The 24,261-nt window shown below is 36.6% G+C and carries 16 protein-coding genes and 4 pseudogenes; 8 read left to right on the forward strand and 12 right to left on the reverse strand.

The genetic code is table 11. The features are described 5' to 3' along the window. Positions 1-888 precede the first annotated feature (888 nt). Positions 889-1,651: pseudogene (locus ACFINK_RS08430) on the reverse strand (autotransporter outer membrane beta-barrel domain-containing protein); the annotation flags it as partial. Positions 1,652-2,042: 391 nt separating this feature from the next. Here ACFINK_RS08430 and ACFINK_RS08435 point away from each other — a divergent pair. Beyond that, the gene (locus tag ACFINK_RS08435; protein WP_375638758.1) at positions 2,043-2,189 is read left to right on the forward strand and encodes a hypothetical protein; all 147 of its coding nucleotides are present in this window, start codon (positions 2,043-2,045) and stop codon (positions 2,187-2,189) included. On the opposite strand, the gene ACFINK_RS08440 is transcribed toward ACFINK_RS08435, so the two are convergent. Genes ACFINK_RS08440 through ACFINK_RS08450 form a run of 3 tightly spaced genes read right to left on the reverse strand, consistent with a single transcriptional unit; the run spans position 2,186 to position 4,955 of the window. Further along, positions 2,186-3,157 carry a WD40 repeat domain-containing protein gene (locus tag ACFINK_RS08440; RefSeq protein ID WP_375638760.1) on the reverse strand — a complete coding sequence of 324 codons (972 nt, stop codon included), beginning with the start codon at positions 3,155-3,157 and terminating at the stop codon, positions 2,186-2,188. The genes ACFINK_RS08435 and ACFINK_RS08440 overlap by 4 nt on opposite strands. Before the next feature lie 10 nt (positions 3,158-3,167). After that, entirely contained in the window at positions 3,168-4,190 is a 1,023-nt protein-coding gene (locus ACFINK_RS08445; protein ID WP_375638762.1) for a CobW family GTP-binding protein, read from the reverse strand. A 21-nt stretch (positions 4,191-4,211) separates the two neighbouring features. After that, positions 4,212-4,955 (reverse strand): creatininase family protein, encoded by a 744-nt coding sequence (locus tag ACFINK_RS08450; RefSeq protein ID WP_375621597.1) that lies wholly within the window; start codon positions 4,953-4,955, stop codon positions 4,212-4,214. 2,199 nt (positions 4,956-7,154) lie between these two features. Here ACFINK_RS08450 and ACFINK_RS08455 point away from each other — a divergent pair. Next, positions 7,155-7,511, forward strand: coding sequence for a hypothetical protein (locus ACFINK_RS08455; protein WP_375612285.1), 357 nt, complete (start codon positions 7,155-7,157; stop codon positions 7,509-7,511). Between the two features lie 811 nt (positions 7,512-8,322). Here the strand turns inward: ACFINK_RS08455 and ACFINK_RS08460 are convergent. Next, positions 8,323-9,657 (reverse strand): NAD(P)H-dependent oxidoreductase, encoded by a 1,335-nt coding sequence (locus ACFINK_RS08460; protein WP_375638764.1) that lies wholly within the window; start codon positions 9,655-9,657, stop codon positions 8,323-8,325. Between the two features lie 163 nt (positions 9,658-9,820). Between ACFINK_RS08460 and ACFINK_RS08465 the strand changes: the two genes are divergently transcribed. After that, positions 9,821-10,300, forward strand: coding sequence for a MaoC family dehydratase (locus ACFINK_RS08465; RefSeq protein ID WP_375612287.1), 480 nt, complete (start codon positions 9,821-9,823; stop codon positions 10,298-10,300). A gap of 190 nt (positions 10,301-10,490) precedes the next feature. Here ACFINK_RS08465 and ACFINK_RS08470 read toward each other — a convergent pair. From ACFINK_RS08470 to ACFINK_RS08485, 4 genes and pseudogenes are all read right to left on the reverse strand, one after another. Then, a pseudogene (locus tag ACFINK_RS08470) lies at positions 10,491-10,785 on the reverse strand (integrase); the annotation flags it as partial. Between the two features lie 451 nt (positions 10,786-11,236). Continuing rightward, on the reverse strand, positions 11,237-11,896 hold the full coding sequence (locus tag ACFINK_RS08475) for a methionine ABC transporter permease (protein ID WP_375609233.1): 660 nt from the start codon (positions 11,894-11,896) through the stop codon (positions 11,237-11,239). Beyond that, positions 11,889-12,923 (reverse strand): methionine ABC transporter ATP-binding protein, encoded by a 1,035-nt coding sequence (locus ACFINK_RS08480; protein ID WP_375613642.1) that lies wholly within the window; start codon positions 12,921-12,923, stop codon positions 11,889-11,891. The genes ACFINK_RS08475 and ACFINK_RS08480 overlap by 8 nt, the downstream gene beginning before the upstream one ends. Positions 12,924-12,950: 27 nt before the next feature. Beyond that, positions 12,951-13,769, reverse strand: a complete 819-nt coding sequence (locus ACFINK_RS08485) for a MetQ/NlpA family ABC transporter substrate-binding protein (protein WP_375613641.1) — start codon at positions 13,767-13,769, stop codon at positions 12,951-12,953. Between the two features lie 504 nt (positions 13,770-14,273). Here ACFINK_RS08485 and ACFINK_RS08490 point away from each other — a divergent pair. Next, complete coding sequence (locus ACFINK_RS08490; RefSeq protein ID WP_375638766.1) at positions 14,274-14,912, forward strand: SH3 domain-containing protein; 639 nt, start codon at positions 14,274-14,276, stop codon at positions 14,910-14,912. Positions 14,913-15,235: 323 nt separating this feature from the next. Here ACFINK_RS08490 and ACFINK_RS08495 read toward each other — a convergent pair whose 3' ends face one another. Beyond that, a complete protein-coding gene (locus ACFINK_RS08495) occupies positions 15,236-16,267 on the reverse strand; it encodes an aspartate-semialdehyde dehydrogenase (RefSeq protein WP_375638768.1) in 1,032 nt (343 codons plus the stop codon). Positions 16,268-17,531: 1,264 nt separating this feature from the next. Then, complete coding sequence (locus tag ACFINK_RS08500) at positions 17,532-17,912, reverse strand: helix-turn-helix domain-containing protein (protein WP_375638769.1); 381 nt, start codon at positions 17,910-17,912, stop codon at positions 17,532-17,534. A 226-nt stretch (positions 17,913-18,138) separates the two neighbouring features. On the opposite strand from ACFINK_RS08500, the pseudogene ACFINK_RS08505 reads away from it, so the two are divergent. The 4 genes and pseudogenes from ACFINK_RS08505 to ACFINK_RS08520 all read left to right on the forward strand — a co-directional run bounded on the left by ACFINK_RS08505 (position 18,139) and on the right by ACFINK_RS08520 (position 22,331). Beyond that, positions 18,139-19,319, forward strand: a pseudogene (locus ACFINK_RS08505) (tyrosine-type recombinase/integrase). Positions 19,320-19,496: 177 nt separating this feature from the next. Then, a complete protein-coding gene (locus ACFINK_RS08510; protein ID WP_015856773.1) occupies positions 19,497-19,697 on the forward strand; it encodes a helix-turn-helix transcriptional regulator in 201 nt (66 codons plus the stop codon). A 99-nt stretch (positions 19,698-19,796) separates the two neighbouring features. Next, positions 19,797-20,711: a DUF7146 domain-containing protein gene (locus ACFINK_RS08515; RefSeq protein ID WP_375638771.1), complete on the forward strand. Its 915-nt coding sequence runs from the start codon at positions 19,797-19,799 to the stop codon at positions 20,709-20,711. Between the two features lie 12 nt (positions 20,712-20,723). Next, complete coding sequence (locus tag ACFINK_RS08520) at positions 20,724-22,331, forward strand: YfjI family protein (RefSeq protein ID WP_375638773.1); 1,608 nt, start codon at positions 20,724-20,726, stop codon at positions 22,329-22,331. A 616-nt stretch (positions 22,332-22,947) separates the two neighbouring features. Here the strand turns inward: ACFINK_RS08520 and ACFINK_RS08525 are convergent. Then, positions 22,948-23,390: pseudogene (locus ACFINK_RS08525) on the reverse strand (type ISP restriction/modification enzyme); the annotation flags it as partial. Positions 23,391-24,261 lie beyond the last annotated feature (871 nt).

A 24,261-nucleotide genomic window follows, 5' to 3' on the forward strand; every position in this document is an offset into this window, starting at 1 on the left:
TGTCACTTATCAGCATAGATTTAAGAAAATTGGTTTTTCTGGAACGAGTTTCTCTGCTGGATTGCGCCACCTTTTTTGATGAGCTGCAATATGTATTTTTAGTTAAAAGGCAGAAGATTTTCGGCCTTTTAATGTATTAAAATTTATTTTGCTTCATCAATATGGTTATTTTTTGATATAAAAGATTACAATAGATGCTTTCTTTTATGCGATGAGAAATTTTTCTAAAATTTTTGATGTTAAGATATGAGGACAGATTTCATTGTGAATATGAAAAGTTTGAATGCTGAATGCTTTCGGCATAATCTTTCAAAAGAGACGATATAGGTGGTTGTTTTTGTCCATTTCTTTATTCATTTTTATAGATCATAAGTTTAGTCTTTATGAGTTTTATGCATTGTTTTGAATTTTGTTTTAGAACTTTATTCACGTTTATATCATTTAATACGCATATTATTTGTTTCTTTTTTAGGATGTTTACTTAAGAATTTTGGATAGATACTTATTTTTAGAACAAAAAGAGGGAGTTTGAGGTCAAATTATAATAAAAGTAAAGTATGCTTTATCGTGTTGTTATGGTTGTTGTTTTGTAAGTGATAGGTGGCAGAGAAATTTCGATAAGATACAGGATATTATTTTCATTGCGGTCATGCGCGGATATCACCATTCTTTTTTCAGCATTCAATATTTGCGCAGATTTTAGCACTCGAGAATGTTCATAAGAAGTAATTTACCTTTTTTCAAAAGTCCTTCTTTGCATGCCAGCTTCGTTTGTGATGGACAAGGGGTTAATTGATTAAATATAAACAGGTTTGAAATGAAAGAAATTTATAATATTTAGTTTTTATTCAATATCTAAAATGATGAATGAGCATTCTGAATTATTGCATGAAATTTTCCTAAATCAATATCACGCGTCTTATTAAACTGAAGATGCTGATAAACAACCTGAATCTGCGGAGCAAAAACAACACCTTTATACCCTGTTGCAAACGTTCTGCCACTCGTTAAAGAACCGCTAAACTGTTTACCCTTGGCAATAGCTTTACCCCGTGCTCGTGTCAAAACATCACCTTTAAAAAGGCCATACGATAACACCCCATCCATATAAAAACCGGTATCATGCTGCAAACTTCCATAAGCCCCAACAGACCATTTATTAAATGCGCTTTTTTTGCTTTGTTCAACATCCTGAGGGTGTAGAGAAAGATTTCCATAGTTCCCCAAAACTCCAAAGAATGTACGACCATATAAACTCTCAATCTCGTTTAACAAAACACCTGCTTGAAATGCATTATAATCGAGCTCAGCACCATAACCATATTCAAAAGCAGATAAATTGGAAGCATAGTGATGGCTCCCCCCATAAGCACGCAGAAAAAAGGCTGTCTTTTTATCATCTTTCCCAAAGGAATGAAAAGCATTCCGCATTGTCTCTAACGTCTTATTTTGCGTGGTCATATCCACTAAACCAGCATGAAATAAGGCATTTGGCAAAAGAAGATAAGTTGGAACCTGTGGAACAACCGCTCTAATTTGGAGATTAGACGAGGAATCCAAAGGGTCAGAAGACCCAGAAGGCTTTGGTTTAACATGGGAAAGAAGCAGAAGGAACAGAATCCGGAGATGAAGGAGATACCGGAACAGAGGGCGGTAATAGAAGTTCCATGAAATGATTATTAGATAGAATTTTCTAGGCAAGAAACTAAAGTGTGGAAGGCTGCTCGTAGGAAACTTTGCTCTTTGGAGGGGGAAATCAAAAAATTTTTTATTTAGGAAAATAGTGTTGAATTCCCTTCTTCTGATCGTAAGAATAAATCGTTGTTTCAATGATGATATCAGCTATTTTTTGCCGAATTTTTAAGAAAAATGCTTTTGTGGAAGTATGTAGCCTATATAGATGTTTATAGGGAGATGGGGGGCGGTCTTGAGAGTGATGTTTTTATTCTTGTATGGGGGTAGCAATGTTAAAAGGTCAAAAAACATGTTTAAGGTATTTTCTTGTCTAAAGGGGGGGGGAGAAAAGGAAGAGGGAAGATTTAATGATTACGAAGATTTTAGGAGATTTTTGGGGGGAGATTAGGGAGATAGGATTTCTGAGAGCTCTGGAGATGCAAGGGGATAAGATTTCTGGAGGATTGTGTGGGCATTTTTTATCGGCGATGATTGCGTTTGTTGGTGTAATTTAATCAGTGATATTGATTATACCACATTCACCATTTTCGCTACCGAAGGAGAGGTTTTGCCCTGCTTGATCCCAGTTAAGTGCTGAGATAGCACTTTTCCCATAACCTTTTAGAAGGACTTCTTTTCCATCATGGAATTGTGCCGCTAAAATCATTCCATCATTGAAGCCTATTGCTACAATTTCTTTGTTTGGGTGGCATGAAACGGTGCTAACAAGTGCATTTGCTCGTGTGCCTAGTTCTAGAGGTGTTTTTCCCATAGGGCCATCTTTTGTATGAAAGGGCCAAACAATTGCGGCAGAGGCACCTGATGTTGCTAGCCATTTTCCTTTTGCGCTCCAAGACCAGCTTTTGACTTTGCTTGGATAGCCACTCATGCGGAGGTGCTGATTATCAGTGAGACGCCAGCCGTGTAAGGCGTTTTCTTGCATGGTGGAAATGACATAGCGGTTGTCTGGTGAAAAGGTGACACCACAATGAGCTCCTTTCCATACTAATGTGGTGGGAGATATTTGCGTTGATAACCAATGAAGAGTGACTCCATTGTAATGGGCAACGGCAAGTCGCAAACCTTTGGGGGCAAAAGCAAGGCCTTCTACACTGCGTTCATGTGTGAGCTCTTGTCGTTCTTTTCCAATATGCGCAAATGCGAGGCGTGAGGAGGAAAAAGCAAAAGCTTTTTGTGGACCAAAAGCAACGTTGTTTATCCATTTGCGTTCTTTTTGGCTTAACACTTCCGTGTGATCTGCTGCGGTTGTTTGACAGACTTTTCCATCTTCTCCACCGGTGATGATCGCGGTATTGTCATGGGAAAAATGGCTTGAAATTATTCCTTGGTGAACTTCAACGATTTGTGGGGTTGGATTAAAAAAAACAATGAAACCTTCTACGGAAACAAAGGCTGGTTTATTGCCTATAAAACCGCAGGAAAGGCAGTAACTTTTGAGATCATAATGGGTAATGTTTGGCATTATCACTCACTTATGCGCAATTTTCAAAACCAGTTTTTAATTTTTCAGCATCAAGAGAGCGTCCTATAAAGACAAGGCGGCTTTCTCGTTTTTCATCTTCACGCCATGGGCGTTGATGTTGTCCTTCAAGAAGCATATGTATCCCTTGAATGACGTAACGATCATCGTCTCCTTGAAAGGCGATAATGCCTTTAAGACGCAAGATATCAGGTCCTTGTTGCTGTGTAACCTGCTGGATCCAAGGGAAAAACTTTTCTGGTTGCAGAGCATCTGTTTTTAAACTTACAGAAGTGATGGTAATATCATGAATGGTGGATGCGTGATGATGGTCATGATCATGATTACAATCGGGACCACATACATGATCTGCGTGATGATGGTCAAGAAAATGGGGATCATTATCTAAAGTGCGTTGGAGATCAAAGGAACTACGATCGAGGAGTTTATCAACAGGGATGTTAACGCGCTCTGTTGCGTAAATTATGGCTCTGGGATTAATGGCCAGAATAAGGGATTCAGCATGGCTGCGTTCTTGTTGGGTGACAAGATCAATCTTATTTAAAAGAATAATATCCGCGAAGGCAATTTGGTCTTCAGCTTCACGACTTGTTTTCAGTTGAGAGGGAAAATGCTTTGCATCAACGACCGCTATGACACTGTCGAGAGCTGTTTTTTCATGGATAGTATCATCCATGAAAAAGGTCTGTGCTACGGGAACGGGATCAGCAAGCCCTGTCGTTTCTATAATGATCGCATCAAATCGATAAGAACGTTGCATCAGACTTTCTAGAATGCGAATGAGATCACCACGTACGGTGCAGCAAATACAGCCATTATTCATTTCATAAATTTCTTCGTCTGATTCAATGATCAGGTCATTATCAATACCAATTTCACCAAATTCATTGACAATGACGGCATAACGTTTGCCATGATTTTCACTGAGAATGCGGTTGAGAAGGGTGGTTTTTCCAGCACCAAGATAGCCTGTGAGAACCGTAACGGGAAGTTTTTTGGGGTGTATCGTTTCCATGGAGAGACCTTTTATTGTTCTTTATTGCCATGTATTTATGTTAAATCGATTGATATCATCAAGTAAATCACGAAGCTGAGACAGAACATGAGAAAAGATTGCTTCACCGGCTTGTGGTGTTGCTTTGCTTGCATTTCCTGCCGCACCTTGCGTATTTAGATCTTTCATTGTCCAACCAAAGGCATGAGGACCATAAGCGCGTAAATACCGATAATTGGCAATCATATCCGCTTGTTTATTATGAAAATTTTCTGCCTTTTCCATATGGACTTTTTCTGGTGCTAAATAGAGCATGAGAGAGGTTTCGATAAAGCCTCCATGGATATCAAGATGTTGTTGAGATGGCTCCATGAGACCTTGTGGTAAACCAAAACGGCTCCAGCTTGTTGCTACAGCGAGCATGGAAAGGCGCTTTCGTAATTCGGTGATAACAATGCTCATTAAAGGTGAATTTCCTCCGTGAGCATTGAGAAGAAGAAGACGGTTGATCCCTTTGTGATAACAGTTTTCACCAATCTTTATCCATCGCTTAATCGCATCAGAAAAGGTAAGGGTTTGCGTGCCTGTAACATCCATATGTTCTATAGAATAGCCAATCTTTTCAACCGGTAAAAGTGCGATATGAAACTGCTCTTTTGTTTGTAAAGTGAGGGCTTTTGCAAAAGCTTCAGCAATAATCCAGTCGGTTTCGAAAGGAAGGTGCTCTCCGTGATATTCATGTGCACCCAAAGGTAAAAGAGCGAGAAAAGGTGGGTTAGATACCATAAATTAATGCCCAAAAGAGAAGTCAAAAGAGACAAAGTGATCAAAGGTGCTGTCACTATTTAATCTATCTATAAGAGAAACGCAAATAGGCGTCTTTTTACATCACATATGGATGCATAAAAATGAGAGCTTTGTTAAAAATAGAGAAGCTTTTATTGAGCAAAGCCACCGCAATTTTTCTGTAATATTAGGCAATCTTTCTCAAGATAGTTGTCTTTTATAATTATTTCTGATGTATATTCTCATTTTTAATAATTATATATTCATATATATTAAATATGTAATTTTTTCTGTAAATTACATATTATTCTTTTATTATGGAGCGAGGATGATCAAAGTATTTCTACTATTGCAATAGTACAGACTTTTGTTGCAATCAGGAAATCTATTCAATTATCTGTATATTACAAAAGAATAGAAATATTTGTTGATTTATTTTACTTTGGATAGTGTCTTAACAGATTTTAGTGTTCATGAGAAAAAATAAATATAAAGGGAAGAATTCACGTAAGATGAATTTGTAATCTCATAGAGCAGTTTATAAGATGATTCAGTAAGAAACACCGTTGGATACAAGAAACACCGTTGGATACATGATAAACAGAACGCCATTGTGTTGCACATTGACGCTTTTGTTTTAAAGAAACATTTCTCAAGGTATCCAAGCCTATTTTGCAACGGCGCCCGTGAATAGTATAACGGTAAAGCCTTATAATATAAAATCTATTGTTTTCCACCATATTTACACTTTTAAAGTAAAAATGGGCACCATCATTCACTTTGCTAGTTTTCAATACTGTGTTAACAGCGCTTGTTAGTTAAAATACCTCATAAGTGATATTTTCCTTTCTTCAAGTGTGTTTACACACACACACCGATCTCGTTTGTGATTTGCAAGTGAAGAATTTTGATTGATTCAATATAAACAGAGTTAAAATTAAGAGAGTTTTATAATCGTCAGCTTTCTCATTCAACATGCAAAACAATAAATTATTATTATAGATTAATATTTTGCGATTAAAGTGATCGGTTGATGAATTTATCATTCAATATCAGTTTTCATGGCGTTATTTTTTCAATGCGCTACTTAAGTTGGTATTTTAAAAATGCAATTTTTTAGTAAGTTTCTCTATTCCTTTTCTTTCAAGCATTTAATCAATTATTTATTATTATTCGTTTTTCACAAATTGCAGACAGTTATGTGAATATTGCTAAAAATTTCGTTCAAAGAGAATTATTTGTTACTAATATAGAGTAAATATAATTACTTAAAATATAAATATGGTTGTGATCTACAATATTGACGAAAAATATGGAATAACTTTTATGAAAATTAAGAAAGAAAGTTTTTTCAGTATTTTGGGGATCATTTCATTTTTCATGACTCTCTTTTTATTTAATTTTAGGTAGTTTGTTGGAGCTCTAGTATTGCTTATAATGGTTTTGTAAATCTGATAGATTTACTTATTTTATGCGTTTGTTTTGTTAGGTTTGAAAGTCAATATTTTGTGTTCTTTATGCTGTATGGGATAAAGGGGGCTGAATTACCTTTTTTAAGATGCTATGCAGTATTTTTTCTTTTTATATATCAGTAAAAGTTGAGAATCATTTTATTAACGTCTCTTCCATTTGAAGATAGAGATCTTAATTGTTTTTTTACACTTTATACCTGTTTTATAGAAAAATAGTACACTATTTAAATTTGTTTTATTAGGATAGATTTGTTTTAGATCAAGTTTTTATTTGATACCAATTTCATTTTTATATTTATTGAAATAATAGACAATCATATATCATTATATTGGCAGTTTTAAATTTTATAGTTCTTTAAAATTAATTACATTTTAAATTATTTATAAAAGCTCTATTATATAATTTTTTAAATGAATTTGTTTCGTAATATTTCTTATAATAAGAAATTTAATAAATTATTATTATTTTTAATTATAGCAATAAAAATGACAAAATATTACTGTTGGTATCTTGAGTTATTATGGCGTAAAAGGAATAAATTATTTTTATCATTTATTGTTTTTTATCTTTACATGTAATACATAATGTGTTATATTATAATAACAAAATTACATATAATATTTTATTATGTGCAATTATATAAATGATTAAATATAATTTTTGGTTTTTATATATGTGAATATTCTTTCATTTTTTCAGTGAAGAAAAAGAGGAGCAAAGAAAGCTATGTTTAAAATATTTAAAAATCGTGTATGTTCATTTACTTTTACACTATTTATTCTTTTTTTTATACAAACTATAGAGGGAAATGCAAGTTTTGTAAAAAATAAAGTTCAAGAGAGAATGGCAATTACTATTCCTACACTAGAAAAAAATGTAGCTATTAAAGCTGTGGATAGAGTTGTTATTCAAGGCGTTGAGGAACAAGATGTTATTGCGTTAGGGAAACCTGAAAAAGCTGCTGCCTTTTCAGGTTCAGCCTTTTGGGGGGGAATAAGTATTTTATCACTTCTTGCTTCTTTATGTATTGGGGATGTATTAGGTACTGTTGTAACTCTTTTTGCAATATTTAGTACACTTTAGTAGGAAGCTCATCGACAGAGTCGAGGATTTTTTTGTTCACTTCATTATTTTTAAAAAATAAATATTTTATTATTTATACTATACTAGATAATAAAATCACTAATCTTAATACTAAATGTAGCTTTTATTAACATTATTAAAGTTCAAGATCCTACATTTATGTTGTTTTTTACAAATTAGCGTAACCTGATTTTTTTTTTACAGTTTATGATTATTTTCTAGTAATAAGGCTAGTATACTTACTATCTTTATCAGTCTTTTAATATTGTCTACCTTTTCTCATATGAAGATTATTCGTCAAAGGTATATTTTATCCTTTTTAAATTTTTTTATCTTTCATAAGGGGATAAAATAAAAAATATCCCTATATCCATGGCTCTCATGCAATAAGAAAAATGAGAAATTATTATTTATCATTTTAAATTTGTTTATGTTAAATCCATCAGAAGTATTTTTTACGTATAACAAGTTGCGTTCGTGTATGGATAAAATTATTAAAAAAAAGACTAAAAATTCTTCTCATGAATTATCTCTAAGGTTCAAGGACTGTTGTAGTATTGGAAAATAAATGATGGTGCTGGTTTGTATCTTCATAGAGTAAAGATAGTGATACACAATGAATCTTATGCCATCTCATGGGGTGGTTTATACTGTCGCATTTACGGGACATATTGTGAGAGCGAAGTGGGGATGTGCGTCGTTGGAAAATGCTTTTATTAAAACAGAAGCCTGAATTTTTGATACAAGTGTATTCTGGGTTGTTCTGTTGTGTAAGGGAAAGATGCTGTTAAGTAAGGTAATTCAGGAGTACTTATAGCTTAGCGGAAGAAGGGCAATGAAGTAAAAGGTCTTGTTTAGCACGAAGACGTGCAATCCATTGATCTTCACGAATAGCAGTATTATGCACTGTAATGAGTTCATTTTTTTTAATTTCAGCGGTTACTGTTGCTTTTTCCAAAAGACCACAAGGAATGGCGTGGTGAGCGCGTGCTTCTGCAATGTTCATTATCCAAGCACGATAAGTATAAAGACCGATAAAGTCTAGCTGATCACCTGGATGTAAATCTTTTTTAGCAACAGCACAGACTTCTACTACGGGATGGCTAAGAGGAACCATATCTTTTTTGCCATAAAGCATAATACGTGCGCAGGTGAGGGGAACTTCCATTGCTGTTAAATGATAGGGGCGATGAAAGGTGAAGTAAGGCCCCTGACCAATTTTTAAATCTTCCATACGTTCGCGTAAACGCGGGTGTGCTATTTCGGCAATGACAAAGACACCAGGTGAAACACCTGGACCTATTGAATAATCTACAACACCATATTGTTGTAAAATGCCCCCATCTTGTTTTGGAATAAGCACTTTGTTTAAATCTTGTAGCGCTGCTCGTGGTCCATGCATTCCTGGGCAATCGGGGAGAAGTCCGGTGGCATTGGCAATGGCTGCCATTTCAACCATCGTTTTGGAACCATCAATAAATTCAACCAACATGCGCACATTCATATTACGCCGGAATGCTTCTTCTTCGTAAGCGTCAGGTGTAGCATCAAAGCGCAGAGGATTATTTTTTCCTTTACCCGTTGCAACAATCTTATGTCCAAGGGCTGAAACAAATTCTATGAGTTCCATACAAGAAGTAGGTTCATCGCCGGCACCAAGTGTATAAATGAGCCCTCGTTTTTCTGCTTCATGTTTGAGATAAGCGCCAATTGTAACATCTGCTTCAACATTCATCATGACAAGATGTTTGTTATTCTCAAGCGCTTTGATACCAATCTCTGCTCCTGCTTCGGGATAGCCTGTTGCATCAACGATAATATCAATTTGTTCATGGCGCAAAACAAGGTTAATATCATCTGTTGCTGCAATCAAACCCTTTTCAATGCTTTGGGTGAGAGCATAAGTATTTTCAACTTCACAGACATGTCCATCTTCGCCATAGGCTAGTGTAGCGGCATCAAAAATACGTGACGGTGTCCTCGTGGCTACAGCAGCGACTGTTATACCATCCATATGCGCAATACTTGATAATAAATCTGTGCCCATTTCACCACAACCAATCAGTCCAATACGGATAGGGGGATGGTTTTCTGCACGTTGTTTCAAATCATGCGCTAAACCTGTTAGGTTCACATTGCTTGCCATTCTTTTTTCCTATTTGAAAACTATTCTGTTAAAGAACTTTTCTCATTCATAAGGTGCATTTGTTTTTAAGACAATTAATCTTTTATTCTTGATGCTCTAATCAATGGATTTTATAAAAGCAAGAGGGGTGGTTTCTTTTATCAAATAAAATAGGAATAGCGTTATGCAGCAAAAAATAACAGTACAAGATGTCACCAGTTTTATTGGGAAAGAAGTGGGATTATCGGAGTGGCGTCTTGTTACACAGGATATGATTAATCAGTTTGCATGTGCTACAGATGATCATCAATGGATACACGTTGATGAGGAAAAGGCTAAAAAGACACCTTTTGGCGGCACGATTGCTCATGGTTTTTTAACATTATCGCTTTTGTCTACGCTCGCTTATGAAGCTCTTCCAGAGTTGGAAGGGAGCACAATGGGGATTAATTATGGTTTCGATAAAGTACGCTTCATGAGTCCTGTGAAAACAGGGGTACGGATACGTGCGCGTTTTGTGTTAGACGACGCAGAAATTCGTCCTTCTGGTCGAGTGGTTTTCCATTATGGGGTTACGGTGGAAATTGAAAAGTTAAAAAAACCAGCTCTTACAGCTCAATGGCTTATTGTTGCTGTTGTGGAAGAAAAACCTTCCAATATCTAGATTGCCTTCCAATATCTAGATTATTTGAGTGCTTTATTTTATAAAATTTTTATACAATTCTATTAGAAGTTTCTTCAATGATGATATTGAGAATAATCTATAGGATAATAGATATGGTGGAGCTATCATAGCGTTGATAGCCATAGCAGGTTGCTATCTTTCCTAGATCGTTTTGAAGAGGAGTTTCTTAATGTAGATAGTGCATTGCTTCACGCTTTTGTTTATAGCGTTCTTTAATGGGATCATACCCATCACGTAAAACAGAACGCTTCAAATGGAATATACTTGCGTTGCCAATTCACGGGCTTATTTTAAAGCAACATCTCTCAACGTTTGTCACGCCCATTTCGCAATGGCGCCTGTGAATAGTATAACGATAAAGCCATTGAGCACCCCTATCTTTATGCTTGTGAAGAAGAAAGCTGGCACCATCATATTATAAGCCGCCAATGTTAAGACAGGTCTTGGCGCTTGAGATAATTCATAAGAGGCATGCCTTTCTTTCTTGTATAGTTTTACTCACACGGCTCTTCCCGCTTGTAACGTGTAAGCGAGAGGTTTTGGTTGATTCTATATGGAATAAATTGGGAATGAGAGGATCTTACGGTATTCAGAGTTCTCGTTCAATATGAATAACGCCATATTATCATTATAAATTCAATGTGTTATCTACGGTTTGGAGAGGTTGTGGTCAATGTCTTAATTTAAAGAGAGTCTCACATACTGTGAGATCTCTTATTTTATCCCCTTTTATATTCTTTTATATTAAAGCCATTAAAACTATTTTCTTTCATGTTACAAACGGATGGGGAGAGATAAAAACTGTTTAAGAAAAAAGTTTCTAATCTCTTATGAGTGTTTTCGATAGGCAAGGGTTGGTGCACTTGGAAAGTGGCAAAGGGGATGATGGTATTGGCATGTGAAATTCTAAGTCTTTTAATGTTTTGTTTTATCAAGTTTTTGTACGATTTTATCAGAAGTCCATTGGGTTGTAATATTAAGCACGATCAAAAGGATGATGACGATGGTCATGATGAAGGTATTGTAGCGTTGGTAGCCATAGCGGATTGCCATATCCCCTAAACCGCCTCCACCAAGATATCCAGCAAGTGAGGTGGCTCCTATAAGAGAAATGACCATGACTGTAAAACCTGTAATCAGGCTAGGGAGAGCTTCAGGAATAAGAACATGTCTGATAATTTGAAGACGACTTGCACCCATCGAGCGGATCGCTTCAATGAGACCGTTTTCAACGGTTTTAAAAGAGAGTTCCGCCATGCGTGCATAAAAAGGGATAGCTGAAATGGTCAGTATAAAAATTACAGCAGGCATTCCTATCCCTCTTCCTACAACGATACGCGTAACGGGAAGAAGATAAAATGCAAGAATGATAAAGGGAATGGCACGAATACTGTCAATGATCATGCTTAAAGGGCGATTGATGAGAGATGAGGAAAAAATCCCTCCGCGTGCTGTTGTGTGAAGAAGAAGACCAAGGGGAAGCCCTATAATAAATGCCATAACAGAAGCACTAAGTGTCATCAATATTGTATCAATAACAGCTTGGGGAAGTTCATGAGACAGAACATTAAACATAGCCTAAGACCTCACAATATCGTCCTTTTTTCGTTAACCATTGAACAGCTTTTTCTAAAGCTTCTTTATCTTCTCCAGGAAGAGCCAAGAAGAGTCTCCCGATGGTTTCATCTTGAACTGTATCAATGCCACCATGCAAAATACGTGCTTTTAAACCACTCTCATTTTCTAGAAGATGAAGAAAAGGCTGCTGGGCAATTTCACCGGCAATATTAATTTCAATGACAGCTTCTCGTCCGATTGGTTTGAGATTTTTCGCAAATTTTTCAGGAAGTTGCGGGGTTACAAGCTTGAGCATGGCTATGGTTGTATCGTCTTGCGGTGATGTAAAGATGTCTTTCACACGTCCTTCTTCTACAATGTTTCCCTGATTAAGAACAACAACGCGATGCGCTATGGTGCGCACAACTTCCATTTCATGGGTGATGAGCACAATCGTGAGATTGAGGTGTTTATTAATATCAGCAAGGAGCTCTAGAATAGATTGTGTTGTTTCAGGGTCAAGAGCAGAGGTGGCTTCATCTGATAACAATATTTTAGGATTAGCAGCGAGCGCACGAGCAATGCCAACGCGTTGTTTTTGTCCCCCGGACAATTGTGCCGGATAGCAATATTCTTTCCCAGATAACCCAACCAATTCAATCAGTTCAAGGGCACGTTTGTGGCGTTGTTTCTTACTTACACCACTTAATTTAAGTGGCAATGCAATGTTATCAAGAATATTCTGCGATGAGAGAAGATTGAAATGTTGAAAAATCATCCCAATTCGTTGACGGTAAGGCGCCCATTCTATCTCTGATAGATTAGAAATATCAACATCTTCAAAAAAAATGGATCCTGCATCAATCTTCTCTAACCCATTTAAACAGCGAATAAGTGTTGATTTTCCTGCTCCACTGCGCCCAATAATGCCAAGGATTTCACCAGCATGGATATTTAAAGAGAGATTATTAATCACCGGAACACCAGCCGTTTTGTTAAAACAACGGCTGATGTTTTTTAAGGAGATAAGAGTAGGTTTTTCCATTCACAATTACTCGGATATTTGGCACAATTACCAAGATGTTTGGGCGGTATTGCCAAAAATCTCTTTGATTTTTGCACGGATAAGATCGTTGTTGTAAGCGGCAACTAATTTTTTAACCCATGGTTCATCTTTTTCGCTCGTGCGTACAACGATGATATTATCATAAGGATTATTTTTTGCGCTCTCCCATGCGACTACATCTTTTTCGAAGTTTAATCCGGAAACAATAGCCCAGTTTGTGTTTATAATTGCAAGGTCAAAATCGTCAATAGCTCGTCCTAACATACCGGCATCGAGCTCACGAATTTGCAGGTTTTTAGGATTTTCGATAATATCAAGTGGAGATGCAAGAATATTATGAGGATCTTTTAACTTAATGAGACCTAAAGAATTAAGAAGAAGTAAGGCTCTTCCACCATTAGATGGGTCGTTCGGAATACCAACATGTGCACCATCACGAAGATCTTTTAAGTCTTTTATTTTGTGTGAGTAAACACCGATTGGAGCAATAAATGTATAGCCGACAATTGAAAGTTTATAGCCACGTTGTTTCATTTGTTCATTAAGATAAGGGGCGTGCTGAAAAGCATTCGCATCGATCTCTCCTGCGTTAACAGCATCATTAGGCAAAGCGTAATCAGAAAAATAAACGAGTTCAATATCTAAACCGGCTTTTTTAGCCTGTTCAGCAGCTGTTTTCCAAATAATCGCATCCCGCCCTTCCATAATACCAAGTTTGATTTTTGTTTTGTCTGCGGCCATGGAAAAAGCAGTAGACAAAAAAAGTGCAAAGAGAGAGAGGAATAATCCTATAATCCGACTACGAGAAAAATTTTTTAATGTCATATGCTTTTAACTTTCTTTTTCGAGAAATTTTTTGAGGGAAGTTTCAATATACTCTGTATCTTTTTAGGCAGATTTAAAGTTATACAAGCTTTAGAGAATATTCAATCACTTTTATTTTTAAAAGAGTATTATTTTTCCTTCTATTTTAGTTGTTTTGGGGGCTGATCATCATTTGTTCATAGAAATTCTCTGAAATTCAAATAATTAATTCTTTTATTGCAATCATTTGTTGAGGGAACCAATGCCCCTTTAAAAACTTCTGTAAGGGACAATTGGTTGAAGAACCGGACAATCAGATGATGCTTTAGCCGTAAATTCATGAAGAACATACTGCGCAATCAAGATCAAAAGGCCGTGTTCGTGTAGGCGATAAAGAGAAATTTTGTTGCAATGTTGTGGGGGATTGGGGGGAATAAAGGTTGCTGATCATTGGATTTAAACGCGGCAAATTTTTGCAAAGGCGAATTTTTGCCCTTCATACGTTTTAAGAGAGGAAGAAAAATAATGTTAAGAAAGAAATTTTTATCAACAATGATGACTTTATGGGCTTTAGGAGCGTCAGGGGTGGCTGTGACTGCTTTTCACGCACAAGCTGGAACCATTACAGGAACAGTTGCTCGTGTTGCATCAGGTCAGGTATCTTTACGCACAGGCCCTGCGACAGCTTATAAAGTTATCGCAATGGTTCCAATGGGAGCAAAAGTGCAAATTTATGGCTGCCTATCCAATAAAACTTGGTGTTCTCTTGGTTATCATGGAAAAGTTGGTTGGGCATCTGCACGTTACGTCAATGTTAACAATGTTCCTACCATTGCTTTTAAAAAGATGCCAGCAAAATCAAAATCCATGGTAAAATCGCCAAAAGAAAAAGTAAAACAGGCTGTTTCCGACTTTAAAGCTCTTCCGGCGATTCAAAAAACACGGAAAAATATGCAAAAACTATACAGAACAGATATGATTATCGATTCTACAGGTGTTAAAAAAAGAGATGAACGAACAATTTTAAATCCGTCGCAAAAAGCACAAGGCGTTTCTGTAAAGCACGTGAGTGCTTATAATCCCTCCTTTCCTGATAATGTCAATTACAAAAATTTTGAACGTAATGAAACGCGTTACCGTGTCGTGACTTATCCTGCTCGATAAGGGTAAAGTTAATTTTACAACCGGAATGACAAAAAGGATCAGCAGCATGAAGCAAAAAATGCTTTCCGCTGCTGATCTTGCTGTTTCGTAAAGCGGCATTAAGGTGGATATTAGTGCAAGCTCCTTAAAAAGCGCGATTGTGTTCAGATCGGTGCAGGGAGAGAGCTTCATTCTTTAAGGCAGAGAGAGCTGAGAATATTCAGAGTGGAATTTGCCAATGCTTTGAAATAATAACCTTTTAAGATGGTGTTAGAGGGAAGCTGTTAAAAAAGCCGGACTTTTGACAGACCGGCTAGGGGTTCTTTGTCCTTTCGGACAGGGCGTTAATTTGCGGACTTAGGCTTTATCAAATTACGAAAAATGAGCAATTCAGCAATTTGAACGGCATTCAATGCTGCTCCTTTTCTTAAATTATCGGCGACAACCCAGAAAGCTAAACCATTTTCAACGGTGATATCTTCACGAACACGGCTAATAAAGGTATCATCTTCTCCGGTACCTTCATAAGGTGTGGTATAACCACCATCTTCGTGTTTATCGATAAGCTGACAGCCTGGTGCATCGCGGAGGAGCGCTTGTGCTTCAGATGCGCTTAGTGGTTTTTCAAATTCAACATGGACGGCTTCGGCATGACCGATAAAGACAGGGACCCGAACAGCAGTGGCTGTTAATTTAATTTTCGGATCGAGAATTTTCTTCGTCTCAACCGTCATTTTCCATTCTTCTTTTGTATAACCATCTTCCATGAAAACATCGATATGAGGAATGACATTAAAGGCAATGCGTTTAGTGAATTTTTTTGATGTAATTGGGTCTGCAACAAAAACTGCACGTGATTGTTCGAAAAGTTCGTCCATTCCTTCTTTACCAGCTCCAGAAACAGACTGATATGTAGAGACAACAACACGTTTAATGATTGCAGCATCATGGAGAGGTTTTAAAGCTAAGACCAGTTGAATTGTTGAACAATTAGGATTTGCTATAATATTACGCTTAGAAAAGGCATTTATAGCTTCGCCATTGACTTCAGGGACTATCAACGGAACATTGGCATCATAGCGCCACGTGGAGGAATTATCGATGACGACACAGCCGGCAGCAGCAATTTTAGGGGCGTATTCTTTGGAAATGCTCCCTCCCGCAGACATAAGACAAAAATCTGTGTCAGAAAAATCGTAAGTATCCAGTGCTTTTACTTTTAAAGTTTTATCTCCATAAGAAACTTCTTGTCCTAATGAGCGTCGTGATGCTAGAGGGACAATTTCATGTGCAGGAAAACCACGTTCTTCTAAAATTGTAAGCATTTCACGACCAACATTTCCGGTTGCGCCGACAATTGCAACTTTATAACTCATTTTCTATATACTCCTCATGTCTCTCCACGTTTATTCCCCGTGCTATACTCAGGAGAGAGTGAGTTGGTCAAGGAACATCATTAAATTATATTTTTGATTTTCAACAACTCAATTTTGTGCACACCAATCATCATCATTAGCACAATAAATTGTTTTATTTCAAATAATACGTCTCTTTTAATCTTTCAGAATTGAAAAAATTGAATATTTTACGCTAAGCTATTATCTCTTTAGAAAACACTTTAATTAAGTGAATTCCTTATCTTCTGTCAATGTGTACCTTCTCACTTTGTGAATTTTTTAAGGATGGTATTACGTATCGCGTTCGTGGAATCTTTTAATACTTTATCTGTTAATTGTTGAATTATTTAATTTTCTCCCTATACTTTTAAAAGCGAAGCTTCCTATTACAGTCTGTAAACAGCTAGATTCTAGCGGCTTCCCATTTTTCACTTAAACTAAAGGCTCAACAAGCAGGCCTAAAAATATTTAAAAAGATATTGGGCATCTAAAAAACATTTGAATGTTTCAAGGAGGTATGCGTGCTTCATATCCTCATACCTTAAATGATAGAATTTATGGCACAACAGGATAAACTTAAGTATCCATATATAGATAAATTCTTATGAAAGTTATATATATTTTTTTCGTGTCTATTTTTTACTTTATATTTCTTATTTTTACTTTAATCCTGTTATGCTATAAAATATCATTATTTGGAGTATGGTAGTATAAGATCTTTGATTTTTCTCGATATATTTAAGTGTTTTTTTAGTGCGTTGGAATATTCTTAGGCTTGTTTGGAGAGCCTTTTGTTTAAGTGACTCATATGAGTGGAAAGTCGTTGAACACCCCCATATTTACGTTTAATAAAAGAGCAAGTTAGCACCATCATCCATTTTTTTAGCACTCAATGTCGTTACAGCTCTTGGTATGTGAGACGATTCAATAAGAGGTATGCCTTTTTGTACATTTTTACTCACACGCCAACTTTGCTTGTAATGTGCAAACAAGAGATTTTGATTGATTCAATATAGAACAAATTTGAAATGAAAGAATTTTACGATATTCGAAACACTTATTCAATATCAATAACGTTAGATTATGATTATAAATCAATGCACTATTTCTAAGTTAAACTCGTTAGAATTCGGATTATTTACAAATCAGATTAGATTAAGTATTTTCATTCTCATGAAGTGTGGGGAGACAGTCACAATTCTTGTCAAGATTATTAAGGACTTTGATTATCTTTGCAATGAACTTATGAAAATAAGGGGTTATTTTTTTCATCAGAAATCAACTGCAAAATTGCTCTTTGTTTTTTGCGGGTCAGTATTCTGAAATTTTTTAAAAGTAAATATTCTGCTTTGCTTGCTATTCTGTCATCACAATGATAGAGGTTCTCTTCTTTTTTTGCGCCATCAACATAAAAGAAGGAAACGGGAACATCTAATATATGAGCAATTTCCTGTAAACGTTTTGCACTTACGCGATTTAAGCCTTTTTCATACTTTTGGATTTGTTGGAATGTTACGCCTAAATGACTTCCTAATTGTTTTTGAGAAAACCCCATGACGTTTCTTCTGAAGCGAATTTTTTTGCCTAAAGAAATATCGTAAAAATGTAGATTTTTGGCTTTCACTTGATGTCCCCACCGGTTGCGAGCGCCCTCGCATTGGTATTCCGGAGTCTGGCAACACATTGATTTATAATAATAAATCATCCTTTTTCAACTTGAATCATAACTCCGAATATAGTAAGATTTTCTCATCACAAACCCTCTCAGATTGAATCAATTAATATCACTTGCTTGCACGTCAAAAGCGGGGCTGGTGTGTGGGTAAAAATTGTACAAGAAAGGAGTAAAAATGGTTCTTATGAATCGTCTTAATGCAAGGGCTGTCGCAACATTGGGGGCTGGCAAATATAATGATGGTGCCGGCTTGCTTCTCCATAAGCGTAAAGATGGTGGTGCTCAATGGCTTTATCGTTATACCATTCATGGTCGGCGCCGCGAAATGGGCTTGGGTGCGTTGCGAAATGTTTCTTTAAAAAAAGCCCGTGAATTAGCAAATCAATGGCGTTCTGTTTTGCATGAGGGGCGTGATCCCATTAAAGAACGTGACAAACAAAAGCGTGAGGCAATAAGTAATCTCCATTATTTAAAAGACATTGCCTTAGATGCTTTTGAAAGTCGTAAAGCTGAATTAAAAGGAGATGGCAAGGCTGGGAATTGGTTTCTACCTTTACAACTTTATACTCTCCCCAAATTAGGCTGTATTCCTATTTCAGAAATTACACAAACAGAGATACGCAATGTTCTTGCTCCCATCTGGCATGCAAAAGCTGCAACCGCAGAGAAAGCAATAAATCGTCTTAATATTTGTCTCAAACATGCTGCTGCTTTGGGGCTGGATGTTGATTTACAAGCAACGATAAAAGCACGGGCTCTCTTAGGGAAACAACGCCATAAAGCACAAAATTTACCAGCAATGGACTGGAAAGATGTTCCTGCCTTTATCAGTCACTCTGCAAAACAACAACAATGACACAACTGGCTTTGCGTTTGCTTATTCTTACAGGCGTTCGTACACGTCCTTTGCGCTATATGCATAAAGATCAGATTGATGGGGATATATGGACCATTCCTGCTGAAAGTATGAAAGGACGACGCGATGCTACAGAAGAATTCCGCGTTCCTTTATCATCAGAAGCACTAAAAGTGATTAAACAAGCACGCCTTTTATCTCGTAATGGGTTTCTTTTTTCTGCAACCGGTCGTGGTCCCCTTGCACAGAACAGCATGTTACAATACATGAAAAAAACAGGACTTGAAGCCTGTCCGCATGGTTTTCGCTCTAGTTTACGTGATTGGCTCGCAGAAACAACCAATGCCCCTTATGAGGTCGCTGAAACCATTCTAGGTCATACGGTTGGGGGAAAAGTGGAGCGTGCCTATCGTCGCACAGACTATTTAGAACAGCGTCGTATTTTTATGGATAGATGGGCTTCTTATGTTACTGATCAAAACAATAAAAGTTGTGGATAGCTCTATGTCTCCATTTTCCTTATTTTATCCATAACAGATAATACAATCACAAATTATTGCTTCTCTTGATAAAAAATCACAAGATATTGTTTTTTTTGCTGGAAAAGTTTGCTACGAATTGCTATTTATATATAGTTAATAAACAGTGATTCTATCATTTAATATAAAGGGGATTCCATGATTCCAAACGGACCACTCCTCACAGTACGTGAGAGTGCAAAACTACTTAATATAAGCGTTTCAACACTTTGGCGGCGGGTCGCTGATGGCTCGGTACCAAAGCCTTTAAAGATTGGTTCCTTAGCGCGCTGGTTACAATCTGACCTTTGCGATGTAATCGAAAAGGCAAAAAACCAACGTGGCAACGACGCCGCCTAAAGAAAACTTCGCCTTATAGGACAGACAAAGTATTTCGACTTTCGCAAATCCCGAAATAACAGAATCTGTCCTGTAATGCAAGTAGCAGGAAGGGATTTTATGCATTTTACAAATGCTACAACAAGCGATGCTTATGCATTGCATACAACAGCTCAAAAAATTACTTGTGCATTACGTGGAGTTTGGCATGGGCGTTATGGAACAGCCCGTTGCCCTGCTCATGATGATAGGCTGCCTAGCTTATCCCTTGCCAATGGACATGATGGGCGTCTTTTACTCACTTGTTATGCTGGCTGCTCTTTTAGAGAGATCATACAAGCGCTTATTAGAATTGGCTTGCTTGGAAAACAAGCCTTTTTTGATAAAGCTTATGATCAGACGCTCTCTTTCTCCAAACAGTTTTGTGCTGATCTCAAACGAGCAAAACAGAAAGCAGAGAGAGCAAAAGCAATTTGGCAACAAAGCCAACCAATCAAAAATACTTTAGCAGAAACCTATTTACGTATGCGGGGTATTACATGTGATTTGCCTCCCGATTTACGTTTTCACGACAAATGTTCGCACCCTTCTGGGGTTACACTGCCCGCGTTGGTTGCTCTTGTTAAGGGCGCTGGCTCTTTCGCCATTCATAGAACCTTTTTACAAGCCAATGGCTGCAAAACAGATCAAAGACCAGTAAAAGCCATGTTGGGATCTGTAATGGGTGGTGGGGTGCATTTAAGCCAAGAAAATCCCAAACATCTGGTTATTTGTGAAGGCATTGAAACGGGGCTGTCTCTGCTGTCTGGGTTGTTATCAGAGCCCGTTGATTTATGGGCTTCTCTTTCAACCAGTGGCATGATGCGTGTGAATTTACCCCCTACAAAAGCCCGTCTCACCATTGCAATGGACGGTGATGATGCGGGTCGTAAAGCAGGTTTTAACCTCGCTGCGCGTGCTTATAGCCAAGGCTTTGAGGTCTTTATGATGCAAGCTCCAAAAGGAACTGATTTTAATAACGTATTACTTTCTTAAAAGAGGGAAACTATGAAAAATAGTAATTTACAAAACAATAATGAAAATACTCCCGTCAATGATAACGATAATGTCTCTTTAAACGAAAATACTTGTTTAAAAGCCATTTCTTATGAACAAGCCTTGCAACAAAATGGTTGGGGGCAATTAAAATCGATTGCTACGGCTCTCTTACCCGTCGAGCCTTTTAGCTTATTACAGTTGCCAATGCCATTAATGGACTATATTTATGAGGTTGCCGATCTTCAACAATCTTCTATCGATTTTATTGCTATCTCTGCTTTATGTGGTTTGGCTGCTGTCATTGGAAATGGCGTGCGTATCGCTCCAAAACAACATGATAATAATTGGAAAATTGTTCCTAATCTCTGGGGGGGTCTTGTGGGGCAACCTTCAACACTCAAAACACCTACCATGCAAGCCGCTTTAACTCCTCTCTATGCCTTTCAAGAGGAATGGCATCAAGAATGGTTAAAGAAGAAAGAACAGCAAGAAAAGAAAGATATTCTTAGTGAATTAGATAAACGAGAAAAGAAAAAACAAGCCTATAAAGCACTCAAAGATCAAGATGAAGAACAAGCCCTTGCCCTTCTTTCGCAATCTATTGAACACAAAGAAAGTGATGATAATACTCTTGATAAACGACGTCTTATTGTCAACGATGTGACTGTCGAAAAGCTTGGGGAACTCTTAAAAGAAAACCCCCGTGGTCTCTTGATGGTACGAGATGAATTGGCTGGTTTTTTAGCTAATATGGAAAGAAAGGAATACCAAACAGATCGTGCCTTTTATCTAACAGCTTTTAATGGCAATACGTCATACACCTATGACCGTATTGAACGTGGAACCATTCATATTCCCAATGCAACCATTTCCATTATTGGGGGCATTCAACCTTCACGCCTTATTCCCCTTATTCAAGCAATACACCGTGGGATAAACGATGACGGTTTATTGCAACGCTTTCAAATGATTGTATGGCCCGATGACAATAAAGAGTGGCAAGTGATTGATAGACCGCCTAATCAAGAGGGGTGGCAAAAATATGAAGGGGTTTTTCGTTCTTTTCGTGATAAACGCTTAGGGTCTCCCGAACAGCCCCTGATCATGCGTTTTTCTGTTGAAGCACAAGTGAAGTTTTATGAATGGTTAGAGCATCTTCATAAAGAGGCAAAAGGAGGTAGTTACTCAGAAAGCTTACAATCGCATCTTTTAAAAATGCCAAAGATCATAGCAAGCCTTGCGTTGATTTTTGAACTTCTTGACGGTGGTCGTTTAGAAATTGGACTCTATGCCATCACAACAGCGTTGCGTTGGACAAGTTATCTGTTAAGTCATGCCAAAAGACTTTATGCGGCGGGGGATACATTAACAGCAGAGCGTGCAAAATTAATTGTTGAACGCTGTGATTGTTTACCCGATGTTTTTATAGCAAGGGATGTTTATAAACGTGATTGGAAATATTTAACAGACAATCAAACCGTTAAGCAAGCTTTAGAGCTTTTATGTCGTTGTAACTATATTCGTGAATTTCCTATAGAGGGAAATGAATTAGGTCGGCGTCCTGATAGACGGTATGAATGGCATCCTTTGGTTAAAAACAACAGCATAAAACAATAAAGAAATCTCTTTTGAAGTCTTTAAGACAACCACGCAAAACTCTTTTTATGGCATTCTCATCAAGGAACTTTTTTCCAAAAGTAAATGATCTGAGTGACCTTATCAGAAGAGTTTTGTCAGTCTTGTCAGTTCTTTTTAGAACCTATATTTTTTTTAAATGAGAGAAAATTAAAATCATTATATTTCAATAATTTAAGTTTTATCAATTTTTCAAAAAACAACCTATATCAAAATACAACCTGTAAATTCAACTAATGCTCTATGTTTTGTAGGGTTTTTTTGGGGGGTAGAAACCTTCAAAACCTATAAGTAATATAAGAAAATGAATATACATAACCCTCTTTAAATAAAGCTTCTGATAACAATAAAGCTATCATTTTAGATTACGGTTTAATCTTTTAAAGGCAATGTAAAAGAAGCGTATTCACTTTAAGATAGGATTTCTTAAAAGTCTTAAAGCAATTCAAAGTAGAGTATTTAAAAGTGTAAGTTTCTTCTTTTTAGAATAATGCATATAAACACTCCTTTTAAAGATTGTATCTAATCAACTTAACAAGAGAGGTATAGATTATGGTTATAAGATTCTATACCCCTTTGTGAGTTTAGCAAGCCAAGTCTATTCAGTTTCTCTAATTTCTAATTTTGGTAAGTTCTTAACAATTTTCATTGTCTCTAAACTTATGGTAATAACTCTAGAGGGTAGGCAGGGGTGCCAATGGTTTCAACAGCATAACGATTGGCATCATTAACAATGCCACTCTTTTTATCAGTCTTAACACATTGACGCCCCATAACCCATTCAAGAGCGGGTTTACCATTAACGATATACTCACAAGCGTCAAGAGGGATATCTGTTATTGTGATATTGTTATTATAAATAACAGTGGTTTTATCTTTCTCTTTACCTGTTTTTGCGAATTTCATTTCAGTCACGTAATAGAATTTTTCTGGATTAGAGATCTCTGTAACTTTTGGATTACCTTTTTTAAAGGTTACGGGATAAGGTTTTACAGTTTCATAATTCACGTGCAAATGATCCAGTTCACGCCCTTTTACAACAGGGCTCCGTTTTCATATGAGAGGGTTAATTCTTATCAAAAGAATTAAAACGAAGCTTATTAAATCCATTTTGAATGAATAGTGAGAAAACTGGAAAAAATGCTAAAAAAGCGGATATTTTTTCAAAAAGTTTTTTAAATGCTGTTTATCCACAGCCTATGAGAGAGATCAGATCAGCAAAGTAGTGAAATTTGCTGTTTATTTTATGGAAAAAAGACAAATGAAGCATGTGCTTTAAAATATCATAGTGAGTATTTTGATAAGTTTTATGAGTCACTAAAATAGTCTATTTTGTCAGTTCAATTTACAGACACAAACTGACAAATATATATTATGGATTGTATTTAAGGTTGTATCTTGATATAGGTTGTATCGTTAAAATGCTAACATATTGAAATATAATGTTTTTAATTTTCTCTCATTTAAAAAAATAATATAGGCTCTAAAAAGAATTGACAACACTGACAGCACTGGACAAAACTCTTCTGTTCAGATCACTCAGATCATTGTCTTTGGAGAAAAGTTCTTTGATGAAAATGCCATTAAATATAACTTATTAGAAAATCAAGACTTTGTTTGCTCGCCAAATTTGGCGAGCAAAGGCAGGAAAAAGAGTTTTGCGTAATTGTCTTGAAAGGCTCTCAAAGACGTTTCTTATTGTTTTCTATGATGGTTTTTGACGACAGGATGTGCTTGATAGGATGATGTCTCGTTTATATGCGTGTTGAGTGGCTTAGAGGAGCTGGAGAGTGAATTTATCTCTAATTATTGATAAATATATTGTAGCATTAAACTGGGGATATTGATGTATTAACCATTGACGGGCTAAACAGTTTTGTTTAGAGGTCTTTTTACATAAATGTGGGGGAGA

Source organism: Bartonella sp. AA16NXGY (genome assembly GCF_042197325.1).
Lineage (GTDB): Bacteria > Pseudomonadota > Alphaproteobacteria > Rhizobiales > Rhizobiaceae > Bartonella.

Coding starts and splice junctions, on each gene's coding strand:
- ACFINK_RS08515 (WP_375638771.1), top strand. CDS start 19,797: ATGCATTTTACAAATGCTACAACAAGCGATGCTTATGCATTGCATACA.
- ACFINK_RS08485 (WP_375613641.1), bottom strand. CDS start 13,769: ATGACATTAAAAAATTTTTCTCGTAGTCGGATTATAGGATTATTCCTC.
- ACFINK_RS08510 (WP_015856773.1), top strand. CDS start 19,497: ATGATTCCAAACGGACCACTCCTCACAGTACGTGAGAGTGCAAAACTA.
- ACFINK_RS08440 (WP_375638760.1), bottom strand. CDS start 3,157: ATGCCAAACATTACCCATTATGATCTCAAAAGTTACTGCCTTTCCTGC.
- ACFINK_RS08435 (WP_375638758.1), top strand. CDS start 2,043: ATGATTACGAAGATTTTAGGAGATTTTTGGGGGGAGATTAGGGAGATA.
- ACFINK_RS08460 (WP_375638764.1), bottom strand. CDS start 9,657: ATGGCAAGCAATGTGAACCTAACAGGTTTAGCGCATGATTTGAAACAA.
- ACFINK_RS08465 (WP_375612287.1), top strand. CDS start 9,821: ATGCAGCAAAAAATAACAGTACAAGATGTCACCAGTTTTATTGGGAAA.
- ACFINK_RS08520 (WP_375638773.1), top strand. CDS start 20,724: ATGAAAAATAGTAATTTACAAAACAATAATGAAAATACTCCCGTCAAT.
- ACFINK_RS08490 (WP_375638766.1), top strand. CDS start 14,274: ATGTTAAGAAAGAAATTTTTATCAACAATGATGACTTTATGGGCTTTA.
- ACFINK_RS08450 (WP_375621597.1), bottom strand. CDS start 4,955: ATGGTATCTAACCCACCTTTTCTCGCTCTTTTACCTTTGGGTGCACAT.
- ACFINK_RS08495 (WP_375638768.1), bottom strand. CDS start 16,267: ATGAGTTATAAAGTTGCAATTGTCGGCGCAACCGGAAATGTTGGTCGT.
- ACFINK_RS08445 (WP_375638762.1), bottom strand. CDS start 4,190: ATGGAAACGATACACCCCAAAAAACTTCCCGTTACGGTTCTCACAGGC.
- ACFINK_RS08480 (WP_375613642.1), bottom strand. CDS start 12,923: ATGGAAAAACCTACTCTTATCTCCTTAAAAAACATCAGCCGTTGTTTT.
- ACFINK_RS08455 (WP_375612285.1), top strand. CDS start 7,155: ATGTTTAAAATATTTAAAAATCGTGTATGTTCATTTACTTTTACACTA.
- ACFINK_RS08475 (WP_375609233.1), bottom strand. CDS start 11,896: ATGTTTAATGTTCTGTCTCATGAACTTCCCCAAGCTGTTATTGATACA.